The following is a 15,944-nucleotide window of genomic DNA, read 5'->3' on the forward strand; positions in this document are numbered from 1 at the left end:
CGCGCCATGGATGGCGCGTGGCGGCGGCCCACGGATTCAAGCCGGAGTGAGGGCATGCCGAGCCTAGGCGAGGCACCGAGTGTTGGGGCGAAGCGTTTTTGGTTACTTTTTGCGCTCTTCAAAAAGTGACCCGCTGTAAGAGCGGAACCATAGGCAGCCGTTACCGCAGCAACGGATATGTACACCAAAAATAAACCCAAAACACGCTGATACTTTTCCCAATCTCAACTGGCAAACACATCAACCCCACCCCACAGGCCCCCCACCCATGCTAGTGATCCGCAGCGCACTGCTCAGCCTGGCCCTCACCAGCGCCACCATGGCCGCGCAGTTGGACGCTGTCACCCTGCACACCTACCAAATCACCCCCGGCCCCCTCGGCGCCACGCTGTCGAGCTTCGCCGTGGACGCCGGCATCGCCCTGTCGTTCCTCCCCGCCCTCACCGAAGGCCTCACCAGCCCCGGCCTGTCCGGCACCTACTCGACCGAAGAAGCCGTCACCCGCCTGCTCGCCGGCAGCGGCCTGGAAATGGTCTTGCGCGAAGACGGCAGCTACACCCTGGTACAGCGCCGCGTCACCCTGTCACAAACCACCGTCAGCGCCACCGAGCAACGCGCCGACAGCCTGCCACCGGCGTATTCGGGCGGCCAGGTCGCCGTCGGCGGGCGCCTCGGCATGCTCGGCAACAGCGACGTGATGGACGCCCCGTTCAGCGTCAGCACCTACACCGCCGCGTTAATCAAGGACCAACAGGCAACCACCGTCGGCGACCTGCTGGAGCGTGATTCCTCGGTGCGTTCCACCGGGCAGACCGGCGGCATTGTCGATTCGTTTTTCATCCGTGGCTTCCCGGTCGGCGAAGGCAACCTCGGCGAGTTGGCCTTCGATGGCGTCTACGGCGTGGCGTCCAACTATCGCGTTTTCACCGAGTACGCCGAGCGCATCGAAGTGGTCAAGGGCCCGGGCGCGCTGCTCTATGGCATGTCGCCCAACAGCGCGGTGGGTGGCGTAATCAACGTGGTGCCCAAGCGCTCCCTCGACGAAGACCTCACCCGCTACACCGCCAGCTATGCCCAGGATGCGCACGTCGGCAACCGCATCGACATCAGCCGCCGCTTTGGCGACGAGCGCCGTTTCGGCCTGCGCCTCAATGGCGGCGTGCAACAAGGCAACACGGTGATCGACGCGCAATCCCGTGAAGTCGGGATTGGCGCACTGTCCCTGGACTATCAGGGCGAGCGCCTGCGCACCAGCCTGGACCTGATCTCCCAGGAAGAGGAATTCGACGCCGCGTCACGCCCGTTCCTGATCGCCCCCGGCGTCAGCATTCCCGACGCCGCGAACGGCCGCACCAACGTCAGCCAGGACTGGGGCTGGTCGCGCACCCGCGACAAATCCGCGTTGCTCAGCGGCGAATATGACCTCAGCGACAGCCTGACCCTGTTCGCCCACGCCGGCGGCGGCAAATCGGCGGTGGCGCGTATGTCCGACCAGACCCCGAAGATCATCAACGCCGCCGGCGACACCGATTCGACGCCGGGCTATTACCGCTTCGAAGTGCAGCGCTACACCGTCGACGCCGGCGCCCGCGTGCGTTTCGACACCGGGCCGATCAGCCACAGCAGCGTGGTGCAGGCCAGCCGCTATCGCGATGAGCTGTCGCGGGGGATTATTTCCGGCGATTCGGTGCTGTCGAATATCTACCACCCCATCGATCGCCCCAAGCCGTCGATTGCCAAGCCGGAGGCGCCGAAAGTCTCCGCCACCGAGTTGTCCGGCGTGGCCATCGCCGACACCCTGTCCGTGCTCGACCAGCGCGTGCAGGTCACCGTGGGCCTGCGCCAGCAGCGCATCCAGTCGAACAACTACAACAGCGCCGGCGCGGTGACCACGGCCTACGACGACGGCAAGACCACGCCGCTGTTCGGCGTGGTGCTCAAGCCGTGGCAGCACGTGGCGTTCTACTACAACTACCTCGAAGGCCTGAGCAAGGGCGACGTGGCGCCGTCCAACGCGGCGAACGCCGGGGAGATCTTTGCGCCGTACGTGTCCAGGCAGCATGAAGTGGGGGTCAAGCTCGACTACGGCACCTTCATGTCCACCCTGGCCCTGTTCCAGATCGAAAAGCCCAGCGGTGAACTGGCCGGCGGGCGCTTCTCGGTGCAGGGCGAACAGCGCAACCGTGGCCTGGAATTGAACCTGTTTGGCGAAGTCGCCCCCGGCACGCGCCTGCTCGCCGGCGTGACCCTGCTGGATGCGCAGCTGACCCAGACCGGCATTGCCGCCAACCGTGGCAACGCCCCGGTGGGCGTACCCGAGGTGCAAGCCAACCTGTGGGGCGAATGGGACACGCCGTGGGTCGAGGGCCTGACGTTAACCAGCGGCGCGATCTACACCGGCAGCCAGTACGTCGACCAGGCCAACACCCAACGCCTCGATCCCTGGACCCGCATCGATGTCGGCGCGCGCTACAGCACGCGCATCGCCGAGCGGCCGACCACGTTCCGCGCCACGGTGCAGAACCTGTTCGACCGCCAATACTGGTCCGGCGTGGCCTCCTACGGTGCGTTCTCCCAGGCGTCGCCACGCACCCTCCTCCTCTCGGCCACGGTCGATTTCTGATACCTGCAAGGGCTCCCATGATGCTTTCGATTGTTCGACGCGGCCACGTCCTGGCGGCGCTGTTGTTCACCGGGTGGCTGGCACTGCCGGCGGTTGCTGCGCCCACCACGGTCACCGACCTGCTCGGGCGCCAGGTCAAGGTCAACCTGCCGGTGCAGCGGGTGATTCTCGGCGAGGGCCGCCAGCTGTACCTGGTGGCCGCGCTGGACACGCACAACCCCATCGAACGCATCGTCGGCTGGCGCAAGGACCTGATCCAGTCCGACCCGGACACCTACAACGCCTACCTGCGCACATTTCCCGCCATCGCCAGGATCCCCACCTTTGGCGGCTTTGAAGACGGCACCTTCGACATCGAACAAGCCATCTCCCAGCGCCCCGACGTGATTATCCTGAATATCGAGGCGCAACACGCCACCGAGGATGCGCGCTATATCGAGAAACTCGACGCCCTGGGCATCCCGGTGGTGTATGTGGATTTTCGCAACCAGCCCATGACCAACACCGAGCCGACCATGCGCCTGTTCGGCCAACTGTTCGGTAAGGAGCCACAGGCCGAGGCGTTTATTGCGTTTCGCAACCGGCAGATCCGCCGCGTCACCGACGTGATCGCGGCGCAACAGCCCACGCGCCCGGCGGTGTTTATCGAACGCATCGGCGGCTATACCGACGATTGCTGCCTGAGTTTCGGCAATGAAAACTTCGGCCTGTTCGTCGAACTGGCCGGTGGCAATAACATCGCCAAGGGCATCATCCCCACGACGTTCGGCCAGTTGAACCCCGAGCAGGTGATCGTCGCCAACCCGGCGCAGGTGGTGGTGACCAGCGCCAACTGGGAGGCGTTCGCGCCGGGTGGGCATTGGGTCGGTGTCGGCCCCGGCGCCGACATGGCCGAGGCCCGGCGCAAACTGGCGTGGTACACCGCGCGCCCGGCCTATGCCGGCATCCAGGCCCAGCAAAACCAGGCCTTCCACGCCATCTGGCACCAGTTCTACAACAGCCCGTACCAGTTCGTGGCGATCCAGCAATTGGCCAAGTGGTTTCACCCGACGCTGTTTGCCGACCTCGACCCCGAGGCGTCCTTTCGCGAACTGCACGAGCGCTTCCTGCCGGTGCCGTATGAGCCGGGCTACTCTGTGAGCCTCAAGCCATGACCGTCACCTACCGCCGCCTGGTCCTGCGCAAACGCCTGATCCTCTGCGCCCTGGCCGTGTTGTTGCTGGGCAGCGTGCTGCTCGACCTGGCCCTGGGCCCGGCGCGCTACAGCCTCAGCGAAGTGCTCGGCGCCCTGCTCTCGCCAGACAGCGCAGCCCCGCAAGTGCGCGTGGTGATGTGGGACATCCGCCTGCCCGTGGCCTTGATGGCCGTGGCGGTGGGCGCCGCGTTGTCCCTGGCCGGGGCGCAGATGCAGACCATCCTCAACAACCCGCTGGCCAGCCCCTTTACCCTGGGCCTATCCGCCGCCGCCAGCTTCGGCGCGGCCATGGGCCTGGCGTTTGGCGTGGCGCTGTTTCCGCTGGCGGCGCAATACATGGTGCCGCTCAACGCGTTCATCATGGCCATGCTCTGCGCCTTGCTGATCCACTTCCTCAGCCTGCGCCGTGGCGTGACCGCCGAAACCATCGTGCTGCTGGGCATCGCCCTGGTGTTCACCTTTAACGCGCTGCTGGCGCTGGTGCAGTTCTTTGCCACCGAGCAAGCGGTGGCGGCCGTGGTGTTCTGGACCATGGGCAGCCTGACCAAGGCCACCTGGCCCAAACTGGGGGTGATCTGCCTGGTGATCCTCATCACCCTGCCGATCTTCGCCAAACGCGCCTGGGCCCTGACCGCCCTGCGCCTGGGCGATGACAAGGCCGCCAGCTTCGGCATCAACGTGCGCAGCCTGCGCTTCCAGACGCTCATCATGGTCAGCCTGCTCGCCTCGTTCCCGGTGGCGTTTGTCGGCACCATCGGCTTTATCGGCCTGGTGGGCCCGCACATCGCGCGCATGCTGATCGGCGAAGACCAACGTTTCTTCCTGCCCGCCTCGCTGCTGACCGGTGCGCTGATCCTGTCGGCCAGTTCGGTGGTGAGCAAAACCCTGATCCCCGGCGCGATCTTCCCGATTGGCGTGGTCACCTCGCTGATCGGCGTGCCGTTCTTTATCTCCCTGATCCTCAGCGGGAAGAAAAACTCATGGTAAGTCTCCAGCTGCACGACGTGGGCGCCTGCTACGGGCCGCGCACCATCATCCGCGGCGTCAGCACCGCGCGGTTTGTCGGCGGCGAGGTGGTCGCCGTGGTCGGCCCCAATGCCGCAGGCAAATCCACCCTATTCAAGCGCATCGCCGGGCTGATCGACGGGCCGGGTAACGTGAGCCTGCAAGGCTCGACCAAGGGTGCTCAAGGCATCAGCTACATGCCCCAGGGCCTCAACGCCAGCGCCCGGCTGACGGTGTACGAATCGGTGCTGCTGGCGCGCAAGCAGCTCGCACCGGGTTGGACGGTGCACGATGACGAACTGCAGTTGGTGGATGAGATGCTCGACGCCCTCGGCATCCGCGACCTGTCGTTTCGCAACCTCGGCGAACTCAGCGGCGGCCAGCAACAGTTGGTGTCCATCGCCCAGACCCTGGTGCGCGAGCCCGAGGTGCTGCTGATGGACGAACCCACCAGCGCCCTCGACATGCACCGCCAGGTCCAGGTGCTGAACTTTATGCGCGCCCTCGCCCGCCAGCGCCAGGTCATCGTGTTTATCGCCCTGCACGACCTCAACCAGGCCCTGCGCTTCGCCGACCAGGTGCTGGTGATTGCCGACGGCACGGCCCAGGGCAGCGGGCCGAGCCATGAGGTCATCAACGAAGCGATGTTGCGCGCGGTGTACAAGGTCGAGGCACGCATCGAGCGGTGCAGCCGGGGCCAGCACCATATCCTCATCGACGATATTGTCTGACTGACCCATTCCTCGCGAATCCTTGCCTGATCCTGCGGACTTGACGACAGCCGGCCACATGGCCCTTGCGCGGTGGTCTAAAGTTCGACACTAAGCGGCCAGCGCATTTCCTACTCAATAAAGGCCGCACCTACCGTCGATCAGCAGGTGAGCCATGGAATTACGAATCAACCAGACGACCTATCAGGTCGATGCTGATGCCGATACCCCGTTGCTGTGGGTCATCCGCGATGACCTCGGCCTGACCGGCACCAAATACGGCTGCGGCCTGGCCCAGTGCGGCGCCTGCTCGGTGCTGGTGGACGGCAACGTGGTGCGCAGTTGCGTGACCCCGGTGGCCGGCGTGGTCGGGCGCGAGATCACCACCATCGAGGCGATTGAAGCCGATGCGGTGGGCAAGCACGTGGTCGCGGCCTGGGTCGAGCATCAGGTGGCGCAATGCGGGTATTGCCAGTCCGGGCAAGTGATGGCGGCCACGGCGCTGCTCAAGCACACCCCCAAGCCCAGCGCTGAGCAGATCGACGCGGCGATGGTCAACCTGTGTCGTTGCGGCACGTACAACGCGATTCATGCGGCGGTCAACGACCTGGCCAAGCAGGAGAACGCCTGATGAAAGCGCGCGATGACTTATTCGATGGCCCGGTGAACCTGTCGCGCCGGCATTTCCTTGCGAGTACAGCGGTGGGAGCGCTGGTGATCGGCTTCGGTTTGCCGCTGGGTTCGTCCAGGGTGCAGGCCGCCACTGCCGAGCGTGGCACCCAGGTGCCGGCATTCCTGGAGATTCGCCCGAACGGCAGCGTGCGCTTGCTCAGCCCCTTTATGGAAGGCGGGCAAGGCACGCATACGGCGATGGCGCAGATTGTCGGCGAAGAACTGGACGCCGACCCCGCCACGTTCACTGTCGAAGCCGCGCCACCTGGCGAAGCGTATGTGGTGATGGAAAACGGCATGCGCATCACCGGCGGCAGCATGTCGGTGCGCATGAGCTACCCGACCATGCGTCGCCTCGGGGCATTGGCGCGGGCCATGTTGTTGCAGGCCGGCGCCGAGCAATTGAACGTGCCGCTGGCCGAACTGAGCACCCAACCCGGCCGCGTGGTACACGCCGCGTCCGGGCGTTCCCTGGGCTACGGCGAGTTGGCCGGGCGCGCCCTGGACATGCCGGTGCCGGACCCGGCCACCATCACCCTGCGTGACCCGAGCCAGTTCCGCTGGATCGGCAAGCCGGTGCGCCGCGTCGATGCCTACGACAAATCCACCGGCAAGGCGCAGTACAGCATCGACTTGAAGGTCGACGGCATGCTCCACGCCGCCGTGCAGCACGCGCCGCGCCTGGGCATGACCGTCGGCAGCCTGCGCAACCAGACGCAGGTCGAAGGCATGAAAGGTGTGCATTCGGTGCACCAACTGCCCGGCGCCGTGGCGGTGGTGGCCGAACGTTGGTGGCACGCCAAGCGTGCGGTGGAGGCGATCCAGGTCGATTGGCAGGAAGCCGGGCCCGACGCCAAGGTGCGGGTGATGCCCGCTGACTTTTCCAGCGATGGCTGGCGCGACGTGCTCGCCGCCCAGCAAGGCCCGGCCCGTGACGATGAAAACGAAGGCGATGTCGCCGCCGCGCTGAAAGGCGCCAAGACCAGCGTCGAGGCCACCTACCACAACCAGTACGTCAACCACGCCCAGTTGGAACCGCCGTCCGCCCTCGCCCGCTTCAACGCCGACGGCACGCTGGACATCTGGCTGCCCAACCAGGCGCCGGACATGTTCCGCGCCGACATCGCCAAGCGCGCCGGCCTCGACCCGGCGCAGGTCAACCTGCACTCGCCGTTGCTCGGCGGTTTTTTCGGCCGGCACTTCCTGTATGACTCGGCCAGCCCCTATCCCCAGGCGATTGCGCTGGCCAAGGCCGTCGGCCGCCCGATCAAGCTGATCTGGAGCCGCGAAGAAGAGTTCCTGCGGGATGTGCTGCGCCCGGTGGCGGTGGTCAAGTTCCGCGCCGCGCTGGATGACAAAGGCTTTCCCGTCGCCATCGAGGCGGTAAGCGCCACCGAAGGCCCCACCGAAGCGATCGCCGGCAAACAGGGCGATAAACTCGACCCCACGGCGCTGGAAGGGTTGTCGGGCAAGTCGTATGCCATCCCCAACAAACGCATCGCGCAGATCTACGTCAAGGGCCCGGCGATGCTCGGTTACTGGCGTTCGGTGGGCAATTCGCTGAATGACTTCTTCTATGAAGCCTTTCTCGATGAACTGGCGGACAAGGGCGGCCACGATCCCTATGAACTGCGCCTGCACCTGTTGCGCGACAACCCACGGTTGACCACCCTGCTGCAAGCGGTGGGCGAGTTGTCCGGGGGCTGGAAACGCGGGCCGTTCACCGCCGCAGACGGCAGCCGCCGGGCGCGGGGCGTGGCCATGGCGTCGCCGTTCGGCTCCCACGCGGCGGTGATCGCCGAAGTGTCGATTGAACACGGCCAGGTCAAGGTGCATGACATCTGGGAAGCGATTGACCCGGGCAGCATCGTCAACCCGGCGATTGTCGAAGCCCAGGTGAATGGCGCGGTGGCGCTGGGCTTGTCGCAGACGCTGCTGGAGGAAGCGGTGTTTATCGACGGCAAGCCACGGGCGCGCAACTACGACCTGTACCCGATCCTGCCGCCGTCGCGGATGGCGCGGGTGCATGTGCGGATTGTCGAGAGTGGCGAAAAGATGGGTGGCATCGGCGAACCGCCGCTGCCCGCCGTCGCGCCGGCCGTGGCCAATGCGGTGGCGCAGTTGACCGGCCAGCGCATCCGCAGCCTGCCCATGAGCCGTCACACCTTCAGCTAACCGCCAGGAAATGCCGATGAACAACCGTCGATTCGCAAGAACCGCAGGCTGGCTGGTGCTGCCCTGCCTGGTCGCCGCTGGGGTGCTGGCTTGGTATGTCACCCGACTGCCCGCTTCGCCCTTTGAACAAACGCAAAGTGCTGACGCCGCATTGGTCAGCCGCGGCGAGTACGTCGCCCGGCTCAGTGACTGCGTGGCCTGCCACAGCCTGCCGGGCAAGACGCCGTTTGCCGGCGGCCTGGAGATGGCCACGCCGTTGGGGGCGATCCACGCCACCAATATCACCCCGGACCGCGAACACGGCATCGGCAACTACTCGCTGGCCGACTTCGACCGTGCGGTGCGCCATGGCGTGACGCCGGACGGGCGCCGGCTGTATCCGGCGATGCCCTACCCGTCTTATGTGAAGCTCAGCGACGATGACATCCGCGCGCTGTACGCGTTCTTCATGAAAGGCGTGCAACCGGCTAGCGAGCCGAATATCCCCAGCGACATTCCCTGGCCGCTCAACCTGCGCTGGCCCATCGCGTTGTGGAACGGCGTATTTGCCCCGAGCACGCCCTACGCGGCCAAGCCGGAACAGGACGCCCTGTGGAACCGTGGCGCCTATATCGTGCAAGGCCCCGGCCACTGCGGCAGTTGCCACACGCCGCGCGGGCTGGCGTTCAACGAGAAGGCGCTGGACGAATCCGGCGCGCCGTTCCTCGCCGGCGCCCTGCTCGACGGCTGGTACGCACCGAGCCTGCGCCAAGACCCCAACACCGGGTTGGGGCGCTGGAGCGAGCCGCAGATCGTGCAATTCCTCAAGACCGGGCGCAACGCCCACGCGGTGGTCTACGGCTCGATGACCGAAGCGTTCAACAACTCCACCCAGTTCATGCAGGACGACGACCTCGGCGCCATCGCCCGCTACCTCAAGTCCCTGCCCGGCGACCCCCAGCGTGACGGCACGCCATGGCAATACCAGGCAGCCACCGCCAGCACCGGCCCGGGCGCCCACACCTACGCCACCCGCTGCGCCGCCTGCCATGGCCTGGACGGCAAGGGCCAACCCGAGTGGATGCCACCCCTGGCCGGCGCCACCTCGGCCCTCGCCAAGGAAAGCGCCTCGGCGATCAACATCACCCTCAACGGCTCGCAACGGGTGGTGGCGGCGGGTGTGCCGGACGCCTATCGCATGCCGGCGTTTCGTGAGCAACTGTCGGACCAGGAAATTGCCGATGTCCTCAGCTACGTGCGCAGTACCTGGGGCAATAATGGCGGCGCGGTGGATGCGCAGGCGGTGGGCAAGTTGCGCGGGCATACCGATCCGGCGAGTAGCAGCCCGATCATTTTGCATATGCGCTGACACTGGCCAGATGATCGTTCCCACGCTCTGCGTGGGAATGCCGCCGGTGACTCTCTGCGTCACGCCTTCAGAACGGACGCAGAGCGTCCGGGGATGCATTCCCACGCAGAGCGTGGGAACGATCGACTGGAGCCGGGCAACATCTACGCCAGCAGTGCCGCCGCCTTCGCAGCCTCGCTAAAGCTCGACAGCTCCCACATTTGGATTGCGGCGGGCTCAAAAAATAAGCACACCAGCCATCCCCTGTGGGAGCCGGCTTGCCCGCGATGGCGGCGTGTCAGTCGCCAAAAATGCCAGCCGAACCACCGCTATCGCAGGCAAGCCAGCTCCCACATTTGAATTTGCGCCGGGCTCAAAAAATAGGTACACCAGCAATCCCCTGTGGGAGCGGGCTTGCCCGCGATGGCGGTGTGCCAGTCGCCAAAAATACCAGCCAAACCACCGTTTTCGCAGGCAAGCCAGCTCCCACATTTGAATTGCGCCTGGCTCAAAAAATAGGCACGCCTCTAATCTCCTGTGGGAGCGGGCTTGCCCGCGATGGCGACGTGTCAGTCGCCAGAAATGCCAGCTGATCCACCGCAATCGCAGGCAAGCCAGCTCCCACATTTGAATTTGTGCCTGGCTCAAAAAAATAGGCACACCTCTAATCCCCTGTGGGAGCGGGCTTGCTCGCGAAAGCGGTGTGTCAGGCGGTACAAATGCTAGCTGACCCACCGCTTTCGCAGGCAAGCCAGCTCCCACATTTGGATCTCCATGTATCAGGTTGCTTCGCTGGGTTGCTGGCGTTTTGTCATGGTTTGTAAAGGGCCAGCAAGCCGTGTCGCTTTAAATTGCAGGACGTTTCCTAGACAATCCCTGCCGCCTTGTGCCTGCTGGAATCGATGGCTAGTCTGCGGTCCGTCACTGCTCATTCAGTGATCGGGTTTAGTCGCCCGACGTCCAGTTGTGCGCAAGCTGTCACCGTGTTCATGGTGGCTGTGCGCAGGGCACCTTCGGGTGCGCCGGAGCCAACTGGCCGGTCGACTAACCTGCGTACAGCCGCCACCCTCGTTTAGTCGCGAAGGGATCGGCTCCTTACCTACCAGTTGGAGATACACGATGAACAAAGTTGTCCCCGATCCACCCTTCGACCCCGCCAAAGACCGCGCCGCCTTCAACCGCGCCATCGATCATTACCTGCCCACCCAAGGTTTCCACTCGGTCAACGAAGACCTGAGCTTCGAAGATGCCCTGCTCTACACCGCCAGCTTGCTCGACAGCGCGTCGGCCACTGCGCTGGATTGTGGTGAGCAACTGGAAAGCCCCGAGCGGGCGAAGATCCTGGCGGTGTGGCATTTGCTGGAAATCGCCAAGACCACGGTGGATCGCTCGATCAATTGCCTGAAACACGGTTAAAAAATGTGGGAGCGGGCTTGTCGGGTCGCCGCATCGCTGCGATAGCGGTGTATCAGTCGCCTAAAATGCTGGCTGATCCACAGCTATCGCAGGCAAGCCAGCTCCCACATTTGAATTGCGTCTGGCTCAAAAAATAGGCACACCAGCCATCCCCTTTGGGATCGGCTGTGTCTGATAGCCCCCATCACATTTGTTAACCGTTTCTTTGACGTTTTTTTCTCATTCCTCGCTCTACATTCGCCGCGCCCAAACATGCAAATGATTCCTATTGGTCTAGTCTCAATCGACCACCAGCGGACTTCCCGTGCAGCCATAAAAACCCGGAGCGCTCACCGCATGACCACTCGTCTTCCGTCCTTCCTCAAAACAGCCCTGCTCGCCAGTGCCTTGCTCAGCGCCGGGCATGTCTATGCCGCCGATTCGGTGGGCATCGTGGTGTACAACGCCCAGCACGAGAGCCTCACCAAGGCGTGGGTCGAGGGGTTTACCCAGGAGACCGGGATTCCGGTGACGATCCGCAACGGCGACGACACCGAGATGGGCAACCAGATCGTGCAGGAAGGCGCGGCCTCTCCCGCCGATGTGTTCCTCACCGAGAACTCGCCGGCCATGGTGCTGGTGGACAACGCCGGGCTGTTCGCGCCCGTGGCGCCCGCCACCCTGGAACAAGTGGACGCTGCCTACCGCCCGGCCCACGGTAAATGGTTGGGGATTGCCGCGCGCTCCACGGTGTTTGTGTACAACCCAAGCAAGCTCAAGGAAGCCGACTTGCCCAAGTCGCTGCTGGACCTCGCCTCCCCTGACTGGAAAGGCCGCTGGGCCGCCTCGCCAGCAGGCGCCGACTTCCAGGCCATCGTCGCCGCGGTGCTGGCGCTCAAAGGCGAAGCCGCCACTCTCGACTGGCTCAAGGCGATGAAGGCCAACGCGAGCATCTACCGTGGTAACAGCGCCGTGCTCAAGGCGGTCAACGCCGGCCAGGTGGACAGCGGTGTGATCTATCACTACTACAGCTTTGTCGATCAATCCAAGACCGGCGAAAACAGCAAGAACACCCAGCTGCATTACTTCAAACACCAGGACCCGGGCGCGTTTGTGAGCATTTCCGGCGCCGGGGTGCTGGCCTCCAGCAAACATCAGGAACAGGCCCAGGCCTTCGTGAAGTGGATCACCGGCAAAGACGGCCAGGCGATCCTCAAGGACGGCAATTCGTTCGAATACGCCGTCGGCCAGAATGCCCAGTCCAACCCCAAGCTGGTGCCGCTGGCGCAGCTGGACGCGCCAGAGGTGGATGCGTCCAAGCTCAACAGCAAAAAGGCGGTGGAGTTGATGACCCAGGCCGGACTGCTCTGATTGTTGCCTGAAACGTCACTCCCAGGCGTCGCCCGCGCGGCGCCACGCAAACGCAGCCACGGCCTGTTCATGGGCCGTGGCGGCAGGTGGGTCACCAGCCTGTCGGTGCTGGTTTCGCTGTTGGCGCTGCTGCCGATTGCCTTTGTGATCGGCGTGTCGTGGCAGATCGGCTGGGCGCAGATCGAAGCGTTGGTGTGGCGCCCGCGCGTCGGCGAATTGCTGGTCAACACCGTGCTGCTGGTGCTGCTCACCCTGCCCTTGTGCATCGCGCTGGGCGTCGCCCTCGCCTGGCTGACCGAACGCAGCAACCTGCCGGGCCGCCGCGTGTGGGCGTTGTTGGCGGTGGCGCCGCTGGCGGTACCGGCGTTTGTGCACAGCTATGCGTGGGTCAGCCTGGTGCCGTCGATCCATGGTTTGCCGGCCGGTGTGCTGGTGTCGGTGATTGCTTATTTCCCGTTTCTATACCTGCCGGTGGCGGCGACCTTGCGTCGGCTGGACCCGGCGATTGAAGACGTGGCCGAGTCCCTGGGCCTCAAGCCCTGGGCGGTGTTTTTCCGGGTGGTGTTGCCGCAACTGCGCCTGGCGATCTGCGGCGGCGCGCTGCTGGTGGGCCTGCATTTGCTGGCCGAATATGGCCTGTACGCGATGATCCGTTTTGATACGTTCACCACGGCGATCTTCGACCAATTCAAGTCCACCTTTAACGGCCCGGCGGCGAATATGCTCGCGGCGGTCTTGGCCCTGTGTTGCCTGGCGATGCTCACCGTCGAATCCGCCGCACGCGGTCATGCGCGTTATGCGCGGGTCGGTTCCGGCAGCGCCCGCGAGCAACGCACCGTCGAACTGGACACCCGCACCACCCTGCTCGCCCTCGGCCTGCAAGCCGCGACCTGCGCGCTGGCCCTGGGCGTGCCACTGGTCACGCTGGGCAAATGGCTAATCGCCGGTGGCAGCGAAGTCTGGCAGTTCGGCGAGCTGTTACCGGCGTTGCAGCAAACCGTGCAACTGGGCATTGCCGGCGCGCTGTTGACCACCTGCGCGGCGGTGCCGATTGCCTGGTTGTCGATCCGCGCGCCGGGGCGTTTGCAGCGCATCCTCGAAGGCTGCAACTACATCACCAGCTCGTTGCCCGGCATTGTCGTGGCGCTGGCCCTGGTCACGGTGACCATCCACTTCGCCCGGCCGATCTACCAGACCACCCTCACCGTGCTGCTCGCTTACCTGCTGATGTTCCTGCCCCGGGCGCTGGTGAGCCTGCGCGCCGGCATCGCCCAGGCGCCAGTGGAGCTGGAAAACATGGCGCGCAGCCTCGGCCGTTCGCCGGGCCGTGCGTTATGGCTGATTACCATGCGCCTGGCCGCGCCGTCTGCCGCAGCGGGGGCGGCGCTGGTGTTCCTGGCGATCACCAACGAGTTGACCGCCACCCTGCTGCTGGCGCCCAACGGCACGCGCACCCTGGCCACCGGGTTCTGGGCGATGACCAGCGAGATCGACTACGCCGCCGCCGCGCCCTACGCGCTCATCATGATCCTGCTGTCACTGCCGTTGACCGGCCTTCTCTACCACCAATCCAAACGCACGGCAGGCCGATGAACGCCCTCGAACTGAACGCACTCTGCAAATCCTTCGGCGCCCAGCGCGCCCTGGCGGACGTCAGCTTGTCGGTGCCCACGGGCAGCCGCACGGTGATCGTCGGGCCGTCCGGCTCGGGCAAGACCACCTTGCTGCGCATGATCGCCGGCTTTGAATTTCCCGATACCGGCAGCCTCACGCTGAACGGCCAGACCCTGGTGGACAACACCCACGCCGTGCCCGCCCACCAGCGCCAGATCGGCTACGTGCCGCAAGATGGCGCGCTGTTTCCCCACATGACGGTGGCCGACAATATCGGCTTTGGCCTGGCGAGCCAGGGCGAGGCACGGCGCGAACGCATCGCCGAGTTGATGGACAGCGTGGCCCTCGACGCCAACATGGCGCGGCGCTGGCCCCACGAACTCTCCGGCGGCCAGCAGCAACGCGTGGCACTGGCCCGCGCCCTGGCGCAACAGCCACGGCTGATGTTGCTGGATGAGCCGTTTTCCGCCCTGGACACCGGGCTGCGCTCGGCGATGCGCAAGATGGTCGCGCGGCTGCTCAGCGATGCGGGCATCACCACCATCCTGGTGACCCACGATCAAAGCGAAGCGCTGTCGTTCGCCGATCAATTGGCGGTGATGCGCCAGGGCCGGCTGGTGCAGTCGGGCCATCCGATGGACCTGTACCAATACCCGGTCGACGAACAGACCGCGTTGTTTCTCGGCGAGGCCGTGGTCATGCCCGCCCGCGTCGAAGCCGGTTGGGCCCACTGCGACCTCGGGCGCGTCGCGGTGGACAGCAAGCTCGACCACGAAGCCACGCGCATCATGCTGCGCCCGGAGCAACTGCAACTGAGCACCAGCGACCTTACCGGCTGCCCAGGCGTGGTCACCGAGCGCGAGTTCGGCGGCAATACCTGCACGCTGACCGTGAAGCTGCACGGCAACGGCCACGCGATCCTGGTGCGCAGCTCCGGCCTGCAAGCGCCGCCGATGGGCAGCGTGGTGCACCTGACCACCCTGGGCCTGGCGCATATCCTGAATAAAAACCGCGCCCTCAGTCCCAGCTAAGTGTCGTGCCGTACCTTCTCTCCTGCGCCAACCACAGCGCGATCAAGGAGGGGTAAGCCCGATGAATGCCACAGCAGCCCGTTGGCTGAACAAAGTACCCGAGGTGACGCTGGCCTTCTGGGTCATCAAGATCCTGTCCACCACCGTGGGTGAAACCGGCGCGGACTACCTCGCCGTGGAGGCGGGCTTCGGCGCCGGCTGGACCAGCCTGGGCATGGCCGCGCTGCTGGCCGTGGCGCTGTTCGGCCAACTGCGCACCAAGGCCTATACGCCGTGGATCTACTGGTTGACCGTGGTGTTGGTGAGCATCGTCGGGACACAAATCACTGACATCCTCACCGACAAACTCGACGTCAGCCTCTACACCAGCACGGCGATTTTCTCGGTGCTGCTGGCCCTCAATTTCATGGTCTGGTACCGCACTGAACGCAGCCTGTCGATCCGCGCCATCGTGACCCCGCGCCGTGAGTGGTTCTACTGGACCACGGTGCTCTGCACCTTTGCCCTCGGCACTGCGGCCGGCGACCTGGCCACCGAAGCGCTGGGCCTGGGCTTCACCGTGGGCGCGATGATTTTCGCCGGTTTGATCGGCGTCGCCCTGCTGGCCTGGCGTCTTGGGGCCAACCCGGTATTGACGTTCTGGATCGCCTACATCCTCACCCGACCCTTCGGCGCGTCCCTTGGCGACCTGCTGACCCAAGCCAAGACCTACGGCGGCCTGGGCATGGGTGCCAACTGGACCAGCGCGATCTTCCTCTGCGTGATCGTGCTGCTGGTGGCCGTCGCGCAACTCAGTGTCGGCAACCGCAAAGCCATTACCCAATGA

12 protein-coding genes are annotated in these 15,944 nt (G+C 65.0%); all 12 read left to right on the forward strand.

The features are described from left to right. The first annotated feature begins 268 nt into the window (after positions 1–268). The 12 genes from NUV89_RS13650 (at position 269) to NUV89_RS13705 (ending at position 15,944) form a co-directional block, all read left to right on the forward strand. A complete protein-coding gene (locus tag NUV89_RS13650; protein ID WP_257781723.1) occupies positions 269–2,623 on the forward strand; it encodes a TonB-dependent receptor in 2,355 nt (784 codons plus the stop codon). Between the two features lie 20 nt (positions 2,624–2,643). Continuing rightward, entirely contained in the window at positions 2,644–3,777 is a 1,134-nt protein-coding gene (locus tag NUV89_RS13655; protein ID WP_257781739.1) for an ABC transporter substrate-binding protein, read from the forward strand. Further along, complete coding sequence (locus NUV89_RS13660) at positions 3,774–4,805, forward strand: iron ABC transporter permease (RefSeq protein WP_017736908.1); 1,032 nt, start codon at positions 3,774–3,776, stop codon at positions 4,803–4,805. Before NUV89_RS13655 ends, NUV89_RS13660 begins: the two co-directional genes overlap by 4 nt. Continuing rightward, positions 4,799–5,554: an ABC transporter ATP-binding protein gene (locus tag NUV89_RS13665; RefSeq protein WP_257781724.1), complete on the forward strand. Its 756-nt coding sequence runs from the start codon at positions 4,799–4,801 to the stop codon at positions 5,552–5,554. The genes NUV89_RS13660 and NUV89_RS13665 overlap by 7 nt, the downstream gene beginning before the upstream one ends. A 154-nt stretch (positions 5,555–5,708) precedes the next feature. Next, positions 5,709–6,164, forward strand: coding sequence for a (2Fe-2S)-binding protein (locus NUV89_RS13670; RefSeq protein WP_124529291.1), 456 nt, complete (start codon positions 5,709–5,711; stop codon positions 6,162–6,164). Beyond that, the gene (locus NUV89_RS13675; RefSeq protein ID WP_257781725.1) at positions 6,164–8,380 is read left to right on the forward strand and encodes a xanthine dehydrogenase family protein molybdopterin-binding subunit; all 2,217 of its coding nucleotides are present in this window, start codon (positions 6,164–6,166) and stop codon (positions 8,378–8,380) included. Before NUV89_RS13670 ends, NUV89_RS13675 begins: the two co-directional genes overlap by 1 nt. A 16-nt stretch (positions 8,381–8,396) precedes the next feature. Continuing rightward, positions 8,397–9,728 carry a cytochrome c gene (locus tag NUV89_RS13680; protein WP_257781726.1) on the forward strand — a complete coding sequence of 444 codons (1,332 nt, stop codon included), beginning with the start codon at positions 8,397–8,399 and terminating at the stop codon, positions 9,726–9,728. A gap of 1,098 nt (positions 9,729–10,826) precedes the next feature. Further along, positions 10,827–11,123 (forward strand): DUF6124 family protein, encoded by a 297-nt coding sequence (locus tag NUV89_RS13685; protein ID WP_257781727.1) that lies wholly within the window; start codon positions 10,827–10,829, stop codon positions 11,121–11,123. A 336-nt stretch (positions 11,124–11,459) separates the two neighbouring features. After that, on the forward strand, positions 11,460–12,473 hold the full coding sequence (locus NUV89_RS13690) for an iron ABC transporter substrate-binding protein (RefSeq protein WP_257781728.1): 1,014 nt from the start codon (positions 11,460–11,462) through the stop codon (positions 12,471–12,473). 69 nt (positions 12,474–12,542) lie between these two features. Further along, positions 12,543–14,066, forward strand: a complete 1,524-nt coding sequence (locus NUV89_RS13695; protein ID WP_257781740.1) for an iron ABC transporter permease — start codon at positions 12,543–12,545, stop codon at positions 14,064–14,066. Beyond that, a complete protein-coding gene (locus tag NUV89_RS13700) occupies positions 14,063–15,118 on the forward strand; it encodes an ABC transporter ATP-binding protein (protein ID WP_257781729.1) in 1,056 nt (351 codons plus the stop codon). The genes NUV89_RS13695 and NUV89_RS13700 overlap by 4 nt, the downstream gene beginning before the upstream one ends. Before the next feature lie 61 nt (positions 15,119–15,179). Beyond that, entirely contained in the window at positions 15,180–15,944 is a 765-nt protein-coding gene (locus NUV89_RS13705) for a hypothetical protein (RefSeq protein ID WP_257781730.1), read from the forward strand.

Origin of the sequence: Pseudomonas sp. 18.1.10, assembly GCF_024655625.1 — a bacterium.
Taxonomy (GTDB): domain Bacteria; phylum Pseudomonadota; class Gammaproteobacteria; order Pseudomonadales; family Pseudomonadaceae; genus Aquipseudomonas.